We start from the raw sequence: 14,174 nt of genomic DNA on the forward strand, positions 1-14,174 counted from the left end.
GTACCGTCTGGGTCAGCTGTCGTGGTTCGGAAGTTCCCTTTGCCCACGCCTTCGGCGTGGGTGTTTTGCTGTGCTGTGCCGCAGGAACCAGGGCGATCACCTCCGCCTTCCGCAGGGTGCGGGAGGCGTTCATCGACTGGAAGGGCATGAGACATGGCTACGGGAACTGTGAAGTGGTTCAACGCGGAGAAGGGCTTCGGCTTCATCGCCCAGGACGGCGGCGGCCCTGACGTCTTCGCCCACTACTCCGCGATCAACTCCTCGGGCTTCCGCGAGCTCCAGGAGGGTCAGACCGTGACGTTCGACGTCACCCAGGGCCAGAAGGGCCCCCAGGCCGAGAACATCAACCTGGCCTGACCTCCACCCACCCTGCCGGCGGTAACCCTGATCGGCCTCGCCTGCCTCCGGGGCAGCCCGCTGACGGCCGCCCCGACCAGTGCCAGGCCGGACAGCCATCTCCGGCGGGGCGGGTAGGAACCTGCATCCGGTCGAGGGCCGCGCGCCTACGCGCGGCCCTCGCCTGTAGCGGTCCCCGTCCCGCCATGTGTCGCATGCGGGCGGCGGCCAACCGGGTGGCAGCCTGTGGCAAGATCGAAGGATGCTGCGACTCACGGATTTCATCATCGACTGCCCGGACACGATGAAGCTGGCGGCCTTCTACTCCGAGGTGACGGGCCGTCCGATCAAGGAAGGCAGTTCCGAGGACTGGGCCGGCATCCGGTTCGGCGAGATCGAGCTGGCATTCATCCGGGTGGACGACTACCGCGCTCCGCAGTGGCCCGACCATGAGCACCCCAAGCAGTTCCACCTCGACTTCGAAGTGGACGAGATCGAGCCCGAGCATCGCCGCGTCCTCGACCTCGGCGCGACGCTGAGGCAAGACTTCATCGGCCCGAACGGCTACGGCTGGCGGGTCTACACCGACCCGATCGGCCACCCCTTCTGCCTGTGCCGCAACAAGGGCGTCACCTGGACCGAGCAGGGCCCGGTCTGGCCCATCCGCGACTAGGGCCTGTCCGGCCGATCTTGTGGCTACTAGGCTGCGACGATGGACCGCTTACCCGATGTGCCCGAGCGCCTTGCCCGGTCTGCGGATCTGGCCCGGGTGAATGACTACGACAGTTTCGCCGAGGCGTACTCGGCGGAGAACGAGTACAGCCTCGTAAATGCCTACTACGCGGCCAGCGATGCTGGACCTCGCCGGAGACGTGGCCGGCCGCCGCATCCTGGACGCCGGCTGCGGCTCCGGCCCCCTCTCCGCTCCGCATCACTGCGCGACCGCGGCGCCGTCGTCACTGGCATAGACGCCAGCGCAGGGATGCTGGAACTGGCCAAGCGACGGCTCGGTGACGACGCGGACGTGCACCAGGTCGACCTTCGCGACCGCTTGCCCTCCGACGATGGCGCCTTCGATGACGTGGTCTGCTCGCTGGTCCTGCACTACCTGGAGGACTGGGGGCCGACGCTCGCCGAGTTGCGGCGCGTGCTCAGGCCCGGCGGCCGGCTGATCGCGTCGGTGGACCACCCGTTCGTGGCCTACACGATCCAGGAACCTCGGCCCGACTACTTCGCGACCACCAGCTATACCTTCGACTGGACGTTCGGCGGGCAGACCGTCCCGATGAAGTTCTGGCGCAAGCCGTTGCACGCGATGACCGATGCCTTCACCACCGCCGGCTTCCGCCTTTCCACCATCAGCGAGCCGCAGCCCGACCCGGCCGCCCGTGAACTCTTCCCCGACGGCCTCCACGACCTTTCGGCCAAACCCTGCTTTCTGTTCTTTGTCGCACAGGTGCCGCCTTCGGCCACCGGCTCAGACGACTAGCGAGTCGCGGATCACGAGCGGAGCCAGAGTCGGATCGGGGCGACGATGACGGTGCCGCGGAAGACGCAGGCGCGTAGCCCGGAACAGGTTTCCGTTGATCACCCTCCGGTGACCGCTCCCTCGCCCGCCCCGGCGACCCGGCTTCGGTGGATGCCGTGCACGTCGCGCCACTACCGGTGTATGCCGCTGCGCCGCCGCCGAGGACCGGCCCTTCCTCAGAAAGCCGGTCTCGTCGATGATCAGCACCCCACCGACGCTGCCGAGATGGTTGACGGCGTGGCGCGCACTTCGCCACGGACCGCATCGGCGTGCCGGGGCACTTCGCAGCAGACGCTGCACCGGCCCGGGACGAGCGTGACCACCCTGTGCGGAAAGCCCCCAGCAGGTCTTCGGCTTCATGCCGGAGGGCATTCCGAGGAGGTACGCGCGGGCGGTGGTCCGCGGTTCAACCCGCCCGAACCGCCTGGCGATCCGGCTTGAGAGTTGGTCCAACATCGCCGACCGGCGGGCTGGGTCTACGCTACGACCCGTGGGCACCGCACGATCTTCAGGAGTCCACACAACCTGCCGTGATCACGCGGTGGCCGTGCTCCTGGCCGCATGCAGGGCCGTACCAAACCCCTCGCTTCGGCCCGACGGCCCTGATCGACAAAATGTGCGCATGGACAGGGAACCTCTGCAGATCCCGCTTGATCGGCTCCGGCGCGCCTTCGAGCTGGCACTGCGACACATCGAAGCGTCAACCGGCAGGACTGTGGCGCTCGAACGCGACTACTTCTGGTCTGTTCCGGGCGATGAACTCTACGACGTCCCCAACGAACCGAGAACGATCACGATCGGGCAGCTCTCCGAGTCCTGGCAGCACCTTGAAGGCCTGCTCGCCGACCCGGACCGAGCCGTGGGCCACCACCTGGTCTGGCTCTCCGATGTCCTCCGCGCGATCGGACAGGAGAACGTCCGATAGCCGGCGCGCTCGCGGCGGGACGACCGGACTGTATGCGCGGCGCGTCCGAGACTTTGCCATGCCGGCGCGGCAGTGGCGGGGGCCGGTCATGCGGGGGGTTCGGGGTCCGTGGGGCGGAGTTGCTTGTTGCGGCTGGGGCCGTGCCATTCCAGGCACAGGACGGTGGCGTCGTCGGCCAGGCGTCCGTCGTGGTAGTCCAGGACGGCTTGCATGAGTCGGCGCAGGGTCTCGGGGACGGGGAGGCCGTTGGCGTGGTGGCGGATGACGAAGTCGGTGAACTGGTCCATGCCGAAGGGGCGGCCGTAGCGGTCGCGGGCTTCGGTGATGCCGTCGGTGTAGAGCAGGATGCGGTCGCCGGGCTCCAGCTGCTCGCGGCACAGGGTGACGGGGAGCCCCAGGTCGGTGCCCAGGGGATGGGCGGGCGGGCAGGACAGGGTGGTGGTCCAGCGACCCGAGCGGATGAGGATGGGCGGGTGGTGGCCCCGGTTGATCCAGCTGAAGAGTCCGGTGTCGGCGCTGACGTCTCCCAGGACGGCGGTGACGTAGGTGGTGTGCCCGAAGTGCTCGATCAGGCGTTTCTCGACGCGTTCGCTGGTGGTGGCCAGATCGGTGTCCTGGCGGCGTTCGTTGCGGCAGGCGGCCACCGCCAGGTTCGCGGCGAGCCCGGCGTGGCTGTCGTGGCCCATGGCGTCGAAGATGCCCAGGTGCACCTGGTCGCCCGCGATCGCGTAGTCGAAGGCGTCGCCGCCGACCTCGTACGCAGGCTCCATCGCCGCGGCGACCGCCACACCCGGGTTGGCAAAGGAGCGGGGCGGCATCAGGTTCCACTGCAGTTCGGCGGCGAGATTCATCGCCTCCGTGCGTACCAGGCGGGGGTAGGCGTCGCTGTGGGGCCGTTTGCCGACCACCAGCAGGCCCACGAGGGAGGCCAGGGTGTTCAGCTGGTCCGGCTCGGTACCGTCGGCGAGGCCGGCGCCCAAAACACCGATGCGTTCGGTTCCGTCGAGGATGGGGACCCACCATCTGCGCAGCGCGCCTCCCGGGGCCTCTGGGCCGGGCAGGGCGCGGATGGTCGTGAACACGCGGCCGGGCAGGGTGCTCTCGATGGGGAGTGTCTCGCCGCCTTCGGCAGCGTCGATGCCGCGGCCGGTCACCTCCCGCAGGACCTGCTCGCGCAGGTCGGCCAGGAAGATCCGCACGTGCTCCAAGCCGGCCTGGTCGGCATGGCCGGCGACCAGGGCCGGCAGCTGGTCGAAGGAACGCAGGTGCCCGTCGTCCAGGATGCGGGTGAGCATCTTCAGCATGTCCGATGGCCGGTCCACGTCCTCATCCTCCAAGCCGTGGATGCCCCCTCCCAGCATGCGCCTCCATACGAGGGTGGTCAGGCCCCCTGCCTCACGACGGACCGGAGTCCGCGGTGGCCGACCGAGAGGACGAGTCCGCCTCACCGCCCTTGCGCTCCCTCGACAGGAGTCCGCTGTCCTTGTCACATGGTGTGGCAGGTTCCACCGCGGACCATTTCCAGGTGCATGGCGACCACGGGGCGGGCCTTCTTGGCCGCGGCGGTGGTGTCGGCGTCCTTGCCCTGGTTGATCTGCTGGTCGATCAGCGTCAGCGTCTTGGTGTGGCCCGCTTCCTGAGCCATCAGCCCCGCCTTGTCGTACTCGGGGCTGCCGGCTTTCGAACGGACCTCGGCGAGTACGGTCTGCTGCTCACGGGTCGGGGTGCCCGGCAGCGAGACGTCACCCTTCTTTGCCAACGCGGCGAGTTCCGCGTCGAGCTTGGTGTGGTCCTTGACGAGGGTGGCGCCGGCCTGCTTGACGCAGGTGGTGGTCGCGTTCTTCTGGGCGTCCTGACCGGCGGCGATCTCCGCCGCATTGCTCTGGTGGGCCATCTGCACGAAACGCGCATCGGGGCTGTCCGGAGCCGGTGCGGCGGCCACTGCCGCCACGCCTGAGCATGCCAGGGAAGCGGTGAACACGGCGATCGTCAACACTCTTGCACGCATGGTTCCTCCCGGCCCGCGGGCGGCCCGAACGGGCCGGGAAGACCGCGGCACCTGGCGCCTGTCCATCCCGTCTGGGAACAAACCACACGCCAAGGCTCCCGGGCGGCGACCGGGGCGGCGACCAGGGTGGCCTGCCCGAATGCGTGCGCCCGGTGAGGTGCCCCGGGCCGGCGGGGGGCCCGGTCTCGGCCACGGAGTGAGCGAGCCGACCGCCCCCATGCGGTCTCCGGTTCCGGAAGACGGGCTATCCCGCCGGATGCATGCACCTGCTGCCAGGCCGCTCGGTACGGCTCAGGGGGCGGTAGCGGAGGCCGCGGCGCGTGTTCGTGGGGTGCCAGGTGAGATCGGGGTGGCGGAACCGCAGGTGGGACAGGGCGCTGGTATGCAGGCGTGCCCCTATGGACTCGTAGGAGGTGTCGATGTCGACGGCGGTGATCACGCCTTCACCGCAGGAGGTGCAGGCCCGGTAGTGGATCTGCCCGACGACCTTCCGGAAGCGAACGAGCAGCAGGCACCTCCGGCCGCCGGCCGCGGCTCCGTCACCGGGGATGTGCGAGGGGAGGATGTCGATGTCGCGGTGTGCGCGGATCCTGCGCCGCAGCCGTGTGCCGATACCCGCGCGCCGTCCGCGCCGCACCCGCGGCGCGGCTGCCTCGGCGGGGCGGGCGGACCGTGGGAACGGGCTTCGGGGACGTGCGTGGACTACGGACATGGCCCTCCCGTGCCCGCCATGTCGTCCAGGGACCCGGCTCTTGACCGTATCGACATCAAACTAGAGAGATTTGTCCCCATTCATATCTATTTATTTTGGCTTTAGGGGTAGGCCATATGCGGGCAACCGCTCCTTCTCTGGAGGTCATCATGGCGTCAACCCACCGCGCTCCGATCGAAGAGCACCCGGACCTGATGGACCTGCGCGCCCGGCACGACCGCGCGGCCGCGACCCCGCGAGCCCAGATGGTCGAGGCCCTGGCCCTGCTGACCGGGCTCTACCTCGCCGCATCGCCGTGGATCGCGGGCTTCAACGGTTTCACCACCCTCGCCGTCACCAACCTCATCGCCGGCATCGCCTACATGCTCCTGCTCGGCGGCCTGGGCAACTCCTACGAGCGCACCCACTCGATGGCCTGGGCCGCGGCCGCCATCGGCATCTGGACCTGCGTCGCCCCGTGGGTCGTCGCCGGCGATGTCGCCCACACCCGTTCGATCACCAGCAACCTCATCACCGGCGTCATCGCCACCCTCCTGGCCCTCGCCGCCGCCTCGGCCGCCCGCGACAAGGACACCAACCGCCACGGCCCCGGCACCCGCCGACCCATGCCCGGCACCCACTGAACACCCACGCCGGCCGCTCCGCATACGCCGTATGGCTGCGGAACTCCCGCCTCCGTCGCACGCTGACGGATGCGGGAGTTCTGCCATGGGCGTGCTCCGACCGGGTCGGTCCATCGGGTCGGTCCATCGGGTTGGTCGACCGGGTCGGTCGATCGGGTCGGTTCGCCGCACACCAGCGCGGCGCCTCGTCCGCGCCCGGAACCGCGGGGAAGCGTTACCGCCCGACGGCGTCGCGGCCGTACGGCCCAGTTGCCCTCGCGGGACCCCCGACGGCGGGCGACGGTGACCGTAGCGTCGGCGCCCTTGCCGGCGTGCGCACCGACCCGATGGAGGAGCCCTGCCATGTCCGAACGCAACACCGTCCTGCGCAGCCTGCACGATGTGGGCCTGGCCGCCTGGTTCGGAGGATCGCTCATGGGGGCGGTCGGCCTCAACGGGGCCGCCAAGGGCCACAGTGACAGCTGGCGGGACAATGCCCGGATCGCCAGCGACGGCTGGGCGAAGTGGACGCCGGTGAATGCGGCGGCGATCGGCGCCCACCTGGTCGGCGCCAGTGGGCTGCTCGCCGTGAACGCACCCCGGGTCGCCACCCAGCAGGGAGTGGCAGCGTCCACGCTGGCCAAGACCGTCCTGACCGGCGCCGCTCTGGCTGCCACGGCCTACGCCCGGATGCTCGGCAAGAAGATCGAACTCGCGTCGTCGCAGGACCCTCAGGACGCGGAGGAGGCCGCCGCTTCCTTCGACACCGGCAAGGCGGAGAAGCACCTGTCCTACGCGCAGTGGCTGGTCCCGGCGCTGACCGGCGGCCTCCTCGTCCTCATTGCCCTGCACGGCGAGCAGCAGCGCCCGGCAGAGCAGGCGAGGGGCATGTGGGAGCGTGCCCGCGACCTGTCACCGCACCTGCCCTCCAGCGACCGCTGGCCTCATCCCGGCTGCTGAGCCGCACCAGCCGCAAGGGCCCGCCGACCCGTGCGTACGGCGGCGGGCGTGTGATCGCGGCAACGGCGGGAGCGAGACCCTGGACGACAGGTGCGCGGCCCGGCCGTGGGTAGCCGGACCGGGAGGGCGGCGTACACCGCCCTCCCGCGCCGACGCCGAAAGCCCCGAGTCCGTCCTAGGGAGCCGACCATGGCCGCGCCCCACGCCGCGTATGCCGTCACCGCCGCCGCCATGACGACCGGCGTACTGGTGGCCCGCTGGTGGGCAACCAGAACGATCAGGGGCAAAACCCACGAGCCCGGCGCGGCCCAGGCCCCGTGGCGTCGGACCGCGCCCCCCGCCGCCGCAGGTCACCGTGCCTCCGCTGCGAACCCCCGGCTGCCGGGCTGGCATCCGACCCCGCGCTGCGTGCAACCGACGCTGGGCTGGACCGCCACTGGAAGACCCGCAGCGCGTCTACCCGGGCCACGTCTCCCGCCGTCGCGACGAGCGGCCCTGACGGTGGCGACCGGTTCTCCGCAGTGCATGGGCCGGTAAGTCGGACAGCCCTACAGCCCTACAGCCCTACTGTCGGACCTTCGCAATGATCAACCGATCCGCACGTTTGAAAGCTCCGGCACGGTGAAGACGGTTGTTAACACCGGCTTTATTCATCGAGGTAGGAGAAGCGCATGGGCATCATCGCCTGGATTCTGATCGGACTGCTCGCGGGCTTCATCGCCAAGGCCATCATGCCGGGCAAGGACCCGGGTGGCGTCATCATCACCATGCTCATCGGCATCGCGGGCGGTCTGCTCGGCGGCTTCCTCGGCAAGGTCATCTTCGGCGTCGACTCCATCGACGGGTTCTTCGACCTGTCCACCTGGATCGCCGCCATCATCGGCTCGGTCATCCTCCTCGCCGTCTACCGACTGGTCACCGGCAACAAGCGACACCACAGCCACGCCTGACCGGCCCGGTCCACCCGGAACGGCCCCCCTTCTCCTGAAGGGGGGCCGTTTCGCTGCCTTTGCGACAGAACCAGGCGCTGTCTCCTCGGAAGGGTGGCCGGGCGGACAGCCGCGCGGCGGCGCGCCTACGGCGTGTCGGGGAGGAGTCCGGAGTCTGTCAGCAGCCGGCCGATCTCGGTGGTGTCCAGTCTGGCCACGAGGTGCCTGCGCACGGCCTCGGGCCCCGGGAGGTCCAGGGGCTTGCCGTCGCGGAGGTGGTGGGCCGCGTCGAGGAGGGTGCGTACGTCGTAGGTGGAGCCGAAGACTTCCGGGATGCCGCGTTCGATGCCGAGGAGCTGGTAGGCGGCTTCCATACCGGTGCGGACCGAGTACTCGGTCGTGAAGATCGTGTCCCGGGTGGTCTCGGCGAACTGTCCGATGAACGCGAAGTTCACGGACTTCTCCGGGACCACAGCAGGGCGGTCGCCGGCCCGGCGGGGCAGGAAGAACGAGGTGACGTACGGCATCATCACCGGAACGCAGCGAGCGCCGGTCGCCGCGAGTTCATCGATCTCGTCGACGGGCACGCCGAGGTGGTAGAGCCACTCCTGGGTGATCTCTTCCCCCGTGCAGTCCTGCATGGGCTTCTTGACGTAGTCGCCGGGGCGTTCGGCGAACAGTCCGTACAGCCAGACGACGATCTGGTCCGCGGGCTGCTGCTTGAAGTGCGGCTGCCGGTTGACGGTCCAGCTCAGGAGCCAGCTGGAGTCCCGTACGGACACGATGCCGCCGGTGACGACCTTTCCGCTGAACGGGTCGCGCCGGGTGATCTTCTCGATCACGCGGGGGATGCGCGGGTCGAGGGTGGTGACGGTGGCCGACTCCCACTTGCTCTCGGGGATGTTGCCGCAGAACACGTCGGGCCGGCCGAAGGCCGGATCGTGGCGGGCGATGCGCCGCCACAGGTCCCAGGCCGGGGCCGGGCCGTCCAGCAGCCGGGCCGCCGTGTGGTGGTCCCCGTCGTCCGAGTTCTCGGTCAGCGACCCGATCGTGGTGAACACCAGGTCGTCCTCGCCCAGCTCCACACCGCCCGCCTCACCCCCGGAGAGCCAGTAGATGCGCGTCGCCCGCTTGCGCTCGGGGGTGATGTCGAAGTCGATGTCGGTGACCTCGGTGTCGAACCGGAAGGTCACCCCCTGGTCCACCAGCCACCTGGTCAGCGGGAGCACGAGGGACTCGTACTGGTTGTACTTGGTGAACTTCAGCGCCGACAGGTCGGGGAGTCCGCCCACGTGGTGGACGAAGCGGTGCAGGTAGAGCTTCATCTCCAGCGCGCTGTGCCACTCCTCGAACGCGAACATCGTCCGCCAGTACAGCCAGAAGGTGCTGTCCAGGAACTCCCGCCCGAACACCTCGTTGATGCGCTTGCCCTCCATGTCCTCCCTGGTGGCCAGAAAGGCCTTCAGGACGTCCCTCTGCGCGCGCTCGCTCAGCGAGAACCGGCCCTCGGTGCGCGCGTCGCGTCCCTGGCGCTCGGTGACCCGTTGGAGGGAGACGTTCGGGTCGTCCTTGTTCAGCCAGTAGAACTCGTCCAGCACCGAGGCGCCTTCGATCTCGATGGAGGGGATGGACCGGAAGAGGTCCCACAGGCATTCCATGTGGTCCTCGAGCTCCCGGCCGCCGCGGATCACGAAGCCCTTCTCCGGTTCCTTGATGCCGTCGAGGGCCCCACCGGCGAGCCCCAGCCGTTCCAGGACGGTGATCCGGTCGCCGCTCATCTGCCCGTCCCGGATCAGGAACGCCGCGCCCGCCAGCGAGGCGAGTCCGGAGCCGACGAACCAGGCCGTCTTCCGATCCACCCCCTCGGGCTTGCGGGGGCGGGCGAACGCCTCGTAGTTGCCGCTGCTGTAGTACACGCTGACCTCTTCCCAGACGGATGCCACGGCCGGAGACCTTGACGGCCGACTACAACGGGAACATATCCGCCGATAAACGGCAGAACCGGTGCAGGCGTGACGTGGGCGGGTGGACTACCGCGGCGTGGCCGGCACGAGGCAGCGGTGGGCCCGGTCGGCCAGGTCCGTTTCCCACCGGCCGGCTGCCAGGCGCGAGCTGTCACGTTTCTGCGGTGAACTGCGGCCCCCGCGCGGGTGAGCAGAGGCGGGGATCCCTGTCCCCGTCGCCGCCGGGACGCTACAAACCGGCCGTGATCAAAAACCTGTCGTGGAGCGCTTCCACGCTCCTCCTCGCGCTCCTCCCCCTCCTCCCCGCCTCCGCGTCCGCAGCCGACGACCGGCACCGGGCGGCCGGCCCTGACCCGGTCGTCTTCGTCCACGGCTGGAACTCCGACGGTTCCACCTGGCAGACCATGGCCGACCGCTTCCGCGCCGACGGATGGCCGGCCGGACACCTCGACCAGTGGACCTACAACGCCAACCAGTCCAATGCCACCGTGGCCGTCCAACTCGCCGAAGAGATCGACCGCGTCCTGGACGCCACCGGCGCCGGCACGGTGGACGTCGTCACCCACTCGATGGGAGCCCTGTCCTCCCGCTACTACCTCAAGAACCTCGGCGGCGCCGCCAAAGTCGACGCGTGGGTCTCCCTGGCCGGACCCAACCACGGCACCGAGACCGCACGCTGGTGCGGCGGCGCCCCCTGTATCGAGATGCGACCGGGGTCCGACTTCCTCGCCACACTCAACTCCGGTGACGAAACCCCCGGCACCCCCCGTTACGCCACCTGGGGGTCCCCCTGCGACAGCGTCATCAACCCCGCCGACAGCGTTGCCCTCGACGGAGCCGCCCACACCACCACCGCCTGCCTCGACCACAGCGGACTGCGTACCGACCGGAGGGTCTACGAGGAGGTCAAGGCGCACATCCACCCATCCGTCCGGCGCTGATCACTGCCGTCCCGGGCCCGGGCGGCATCGACCGCAGGGGAGGGCCGACCGGTGGGGCGGCCCGCAGCGCCTGCGCCGTCCGGGCGGATCTGCTGCTGTGCGTGGATCCGCAGACGTGGATCCGTAAATGTGGATCCGCAGACGTGGGTCCGCAGGCGCGGATCCGCAGGCCGGGCTCGACCTCTGCCGCCGTCGGCGGAGCTGCCGTCGGCGGACCTGCATCCGGCGGACCCGCCGCCACCCTCGGTGGGGACCACCACCGACACGCCTTCCCGACCCTCCCCGGCCGTTCTCGACTGGTCTCGACCGTTCTCGACCGTTCTCGACCGTGCCGGGAGGGCGACCGCCGAGCCGCTGTGGCCGGCGGCCGCCCTCCCGGACGCCGCCTGGCCATCGGGTCCCGACGACGGGACCGGCGGGACCGGGGCGCGCCATCGCGCCCCGGCCCCCCCGTCTTCCGCAGCTCGGGGCGTACCCGCCCCCACCGGTTGCGGGCCCCGGCTTCGCTGTGCGTCAGGCGTTGGTCATCGCGCAGCTGTAGGGGGAGGAGCCCGAACCGCTGTAGGCCTCGACGTCGAGGTAGTAGGTGCCGGTGCCCGCGGCGGTTCTGGTGAAGGTGAGCGTTTCGTCGGTGCCGGCGCCGTCGCCGGTCGAGCGCACGAGGGTACTGCCGGCGGAGTCGAGCAGGTAGACGTCGGCGTCGTAAGCGTCGGGCACCGCGCACTGGACGGTGAGCGTCTGGTTCGGGGCGAGGGAGATCCGGAAGTAGTCCCGGTCGGTGGTGGACTTCATGCCGCCGGTGAGGGTGGCGGGCTGGGTGAGGGCCGTCGCGTCATTCGCGGTGGTACGGGTGTCGTTCGGTTCGGTTTCGGTGTAGGTCACGCCGCTGGGCGGGGTGCTGCAGTCGCTGCGCGGCGTTCCGTCGTAGAGGTTGGCGTCCGCGACGCCATTGGTGACGCTGCGGAGGTAGTAGCCGCAGGTGGGACGGTTCTTGAAGTCGTACGTCTGCCCGGCGGCCAGGTGCCAGATCTTGTAGTTCGAGTAGGTCAGCGGCTTGCCCGCCGAGGCCTGTTCGGGCTGGTGGTCGCCGAGGACGACGTAGGCGCCCTTGCCGTAGAGGGTGGCCTGCCCGGAACTGTCGAGGTACAGGGAGCTGCCCTCGTCCACCCCTACGCCCCACGCCTTGCCGCCGGTGGTCCGTCCGTCCTTGATGGCACGGGCGAGGAAGGCCATGGTGCGGCCCATGCGGTCGCGGGCGACGAAGTGGGAGTCGTTGATGACGCCGCCGTAGTCCGCCCATTCGAACATGCCGGTGGTGAACGACATGTAGCTGTTGTACGGGTCGGCCAGGGCTTCGGGGGTGGTGACGCTGCCGTTGCAGGCGTCGTAGACGACGGGACTGTTGATGTGGTGGCCGGCGCTGCCTCCACCGGAGCCGCCGCCCTTGGCCACGACCGACTCCGCCGAAGCCTCCAGTGCGGTGCCCTTCCACGCGGCGTAGCGGCACTGGTCGCCGCCGGCGAAGAACACGAACTCGGCGTTGCGGATGTCGGTGTTGACCTGGGTGTTGTCGCCGTCCCGTGCTGCGGTCAGCGTCCAGGTCGTACAGGAGTTGACCCCCGGCAGGGTCATGACGGTGTCGCACTCGGGGGTCTTGCTCCCCGAGGTGGGCGCCGAGCCGCCGAGGACGACCACGTCCAGGCTGCCGGTGCCCCCGCGGATGGCGTCGATGGCGCGCCCCATCGGGGCGGTGAGGATCTTGCCGTCACCGTTCATTGTGAAGGCGGGACCCTGCCAGGAGGCGCGGTTCACGTCGGAGGCGCTGCCCAGGCGGATACGCGTGGCGGCTGCCTCGGCGGGGCTTGCCGCGGCGATGGTGGCGGTGAGGGTGAGCAGCGCGAGGGCCGTGGGGGCCAGGGTGGCGCGCAGAGTTCTGGGTCTCATGGGAGGTCTCTCTGGGGATGGGGGACGGGTCCCGCTGGCGGGCAGGACCCGACAGCGCCGTGGGAAGGACCGGGCTGTCGGCCTCGATCGTCCGCTGACGGCGATGTGGTAGCGGAACTTACAAGCCACGCCGTCTCGGCGGTAGATGTACGAGGGAAAACATTGGATTAGGCCACCCGGCGGGCGGTTGACGGTCTTGGGCAGCCGGATACCGGACGGCGCATGGCGTGTTTCCGCTCGTTACGTGAACGTAATGAGCGATACATCTAGCCAAGGTTTTGAAAGATCTGTAACTTCCCTGTGCAGTCGACGGCGAACGCTTCCGTCGGCCCGACCGGAGAGGTTCGACCCGATGAACGTTCATTTCGCCCGACCGCTGGCAGCAGCCCTTGGCGCGGCGACGGCACTGGCCGTCCTGACCGCGTGTTCCGACTCGAGCGCCGACTCAGCGGCCGGCGGAGCCGACACGACGGTCGCCGGCACGACGGTCGCCGGCACGGCGATCACCAAGGACCAGGCGCTCCACGACGCGCTTCCCGCCGCGATCAAGAAGTCGGGAACCGTGCGGGTGGCAACCGATGTGCCGTACGCGCCCTTCGAGATGTTCGTCAAGGAAGGCGAGAGTGCGCTCACCGGCGTGGACTACGACCTCGGCCAGGCGCTGGGGGCCAAGCTGGGGGTGAAGTTCGCCTTCACCCCGCAGAAGTTCGACGGCATCGTGCCCGCCATCCAGGCCGGGAAGTTCGACGCGGCGATGTCCGCCATCACCGACAACATGGAGCGGCAGAAGGTCGTCGACTTCGTCGACTACTCGCAGTCCGGTTCCGGCATCATGGTCGCCGAAGGCAACCCCGCGAAGATCGCCACACTGGACGACCTGTGCGGAAAGCCGGTCGGTGTCCAGGCCGCCACCAACCAGCTCGACCTCCTCAAGGCACACCAGAGCAGATGCACGGCCACGGGCAAGGGCGAGATCGCCATCCAGACCTTCCCCAAGGACTCCGACGCCCAGCTCGCCCTGCGTGCCGGGAAGGTCGTCGCGGACGTGCTGACCAAGCCCGCAGCGGGGTGGACGGCCAAGACCGCCGACGACGGCAAGGCATTCGACCTGGTCGACGACCCCGCGGCTCTCGGCGGCTACAACGCCTCCCCGAACGGCATCGCCGTCTCCAAGAAGCTGCCGGAGCTGACCGGCGCCATCCAGAAGGCACTGCAGCAGCTCATCGACGACGGCACCCTGAACAAGATCTGCGACAAGTACGGCGTCGCTTCCATCGCGGTCAAGGAAGCCACCCGGAATGCGTCGGTGAACTGATCCATGGCGA

13 protein-coding genes and 1 pseudogene are annotated in these 14,174 nt (G+C 69.5%); 9 read left to right on the forward strand and 5 right to left on the reverse strand.

The genetic code is table 11. From position 1 onward, the window contains the following. Nucleotides 1–153 precede the first annotated feature (153 nt). From ACLJTM_RS15890 to ACLJTM_RS15905, 4 genes and pseudogenes are all read left to right on the forward strand, one after another. The gene (locus ACLJTM_RS15890; protein WP_030325187.1) at nucleotides 154–357 is read left to right on the forward strand and encodes a cold-shock protein; all 204 of its coding nucleotides are present in this window, start codon (nucleotides 154–156) and stop codon (nucleotides 355–357) included. 241 nt (nucleotides 358–598) lie between these two features. Next, nucleotides 599–1,009 (forward strand): VOC family protein, encoded by a 411-nt coding sequence (locus ACLJTM_RS15895; RefSeq protein ID WP_411104206.1) that lies wholly within the window; start codon nucleotides 599–601, stop codon nucleotides 1,007–1,009. Between the two features lie 39 nt (nucleotides 1,010–1,048). Further along, nucleotides 1,049–1,825, forward strand: a pseudogene (locus ACLJTM_RS15900) (class I SAM-dependent methyltransferase). Nucleotides 1,826–2,486: 661 nt separating this feature from the next. Beyond that, a complete protein-coding gene (locus ACLJTM_RS15905; protein WP_411104207.1) occupies nucleotides 2,487–2,789 on the forward strand; it encodes a hypothetical protein in 303 nt (100 codons plus the stop codon). Between the two features lie 86 nt (nucleotides 2,790–2,875). Here ACLJTM_RS15905 and ACLJTM_RS15910 read toward each other — a convergent pair whose 3' ends face one another. From ACLJTM_RS15910 to ACLJTM_RS15920, 3 genes are all read right to left on the reverse strand, one after another. Continuing rightward, nucleotides 2,876–4,111, reverse strand: coding sequence for a PP2C family protein-serine/threonine phosphatase (locus tag ACLJTM_RS15910; protein ID WP_411104208.1), 1,236 nt, complete (start codon nucleotides 4,109–4,111; stop codon nucleotides 2,876–2,878). 164 nt (nucleotides 4,112–4,275) lie between these two features. Next, nucleotides 4,276–4,797, reverse strand: a complete 522-nt coding sequence (locus ACLJTM_RS15915; RefSeq protein WP_411104209.1) for a DUF4142 domain-containing protein — start codon at nucleotides 4,795–4,797, stop codon at nucleotides 4,276–4,278. A 244-nt stretch (nucleotides 4,798–5,041) separates the two neighbouring features. Beyond that, complete coding sequence (locus ACLJTM_RS15920; RefSeq protein WP_411104210.1) at nucleotides 5,042–5,509, reverse strand: hypothetical protein; 468 nt, start codon at nucleotides 5,507–5,509, stop codon at nucleotides 5,042–5,044. A 149-nt stretch (nucleotides 5,510–5,658) separates the two neighbouring features. Between ACLJTM_RS15920 and ACLJTM_RS15925 the strand changes: the two genes are divergently transcribed. The 3 genes from ACLJTM_RS15925 to ACLJTM_RS15935 all read left to right on the forward strand — a co-directional run bounded on the left by ACLJTM_RS15925 (nucleotide 5,659) and on the right by ACLJTM_RS15935 (nucleotide 8,021). Continuing rightward, nucleotides 5,659–6,132, forward strand: coding sequence for an SPW repeat protein (locus ACLJTM_RS15925; RefSeq protein WP_411104211.1), 474 nt, complete (start codon nucleotides 5,659–5,661; stop codon nucleotides 6,130–6,132). Nucleotides 6,133–6,474: 342 nt separating this feature from the next. Continuing rightward, complete coding sequence (locus tag ACLJTM_RS15930) at nucleotides 6,475–7,071, forward strand: hypothetical protein (protein WP_411104212.1); 597 nt, start codon at nucleotides 6,475–6,477, stop codon at nucleotides 7,069–7,071. 671 nt (nucleotides 7,072–7,742) lie between these two features. Further along, nucleotides 7,743–8,021, forward strand: a complete 279-nt coding sequence (locus ACLJTM_RS15935; RefSeq protein WP_411104213.1) for a GlsB/YeaQ/YmgE family stress response membrane protein — start codon at nucleotides 7,743–7,745, stop codon at nucleotides 8,019–8,021. 125 nt (nucleotides 8,022–8,146) lie between these two features. On the opposite strand, the gene ACLJTM_RS15940 is transcribed toward ACLJTM_RS15935, so the two are convergent. Beyond that, nucleotides 8,147–9,943 carry an oleate hydratase gene (locus tag ACLJTM_RS15940; RefSeq protein WP_411104214.1) on the reverse strand — a complete coding sequence of 599 codons (1,797 nt, stop codon included), beginning with the start codon at nucleotides 9,941–9,943 and terminating at the stop codon, nucleotides 8,147–8,149. Between the two features lie 263 nt (nucleotides 9,944–10,206). Here ACLJTM_RS15940 and ACLJTM_RS15945 point away from each other — a divergent pair, with 263 nt between their 5' ends. After that, nucleotides 10,207–10,905 (forward strand): esterase/lipase family protein, encoded by a 699-nt coding sequence (locus ACLJTM_RS15945; protein WP_411104215.1) that lies wholly within the window; start codon nucleotides 10,207–10,209, stop codon nucleotides 10,903–10,905. 513 nt (nucleotides 10,906–11,418) lie between these two features. Here the strand turns inward: ACLJTM_RS15945 and ACLJTM_RS15950 are convergent. Further along, nucleotides 11,419–12,849, reverse strand: coding sequence for a pre-peptidase C-terminal domain-containing protein (locus ACLJTM_RS15950; RefSeq protein ID WP_411104216.1), 1,431 nt, complete (start codon nucleotides 12,847–12,849; stop codon nucleotides 11,419–11,421). Between the two features lie 352 nt (nucleotides 12,850–13,201). Between ACLJTM_RS15950 and ACLJTM_RS15955 the strand changes: the two genes are divergently transcribed. Further along, nucleotides 13,202–14,164, forward strand: coding sequence for an ABC transporter substrate-binding protein (locus ACLJTM_RS15955; protein ID WP_411104217.1), 963 nt, complete (start codon nucleotides 13,202–13,204; stop codon nucleotides 14,162–14,164). Nucleotides 14,165–14,174: the final 10 nt, after the last annotated feature.

The organism is Streptomyces sp. cmx-4-9 (assembly GCF_046548835.1).
Classification (GTDB): Bacteria; Actinomycetota; Actinomycetes; order Streptomycetales; family Streptomycetaceae; genus Streptomyces.

Coding starts and splice junctions, on each gene's coding strand:
- ACLJTM_RS15925 (WP_411104211.1), top strand. CDS start 5,659: ATGGCGTCAACCCACCGCGCTCCGATCGAAGAGCACCCGGACCTGATG.
- ACLJTM_RS15905 (WP_411104207.1), top strand. CDS start 2,487: ATGGACAGGGAACCTCTGCAGATCCCGCTTGATCGGCTCCGGCGCGCC.
- ACLJTM_RS15950 (WP_411104216.1), bottom strand. CDS start 12,849: ATGAGACCCAGAACTCTGCGCGCCACCCTGGCCCCCACGGCCCTCGCG.
- ACLJTM_RS15920 (WP_411104210.1), bottom strand. CDS start 5,509: ATGTCCGTAGTCCACGCACGTCCCCGAAGCCCGTTCCCACGGTCCGCC.
- ACLJTM_RS15890 (WP_030325187.1), top strand. CDS start 154: ATGGCTACGGGAACTGTGAAGTGGTTCAACGCGGAGAAGGGCTTCGGC.
- ACLJTM_RS15895 (WP_411104206.1), top strand. CDS start 599: ATGCTGCGACTCACGGATTTCATCATCGACTGCCCGGACACGATGAAG.
- ACLJTM_RS15930 (WP_411104212.1), top strand. CDS start 6,475: ATGTCCGAACGCAACACCGTCCTGCGCAGCCTGCACGATGTGGGCCTG.
- ACLJTM_RS15915 (WP_411104209.1), bottom strand. CDS start 4,797: ATGCGTGCAAGAGTGTTGACGATCGCCGTGTTCACCGCTTCCCTGGCA.
- ACLJTM_RS15955 (WP_411104217.1), top strand. CDS start 13,202: ATGAACGTTCATTTCGCCCGACCGCTGGCAGCAGCCCTTGGCGCGGCG.
- ACLJTM_RS15935 (WP_411104213.1), top strand. CDS start 7,743: ATGGGCATCATCGCCTGGATTCTGATCGGACTGCTCGCGGGCTTCATC.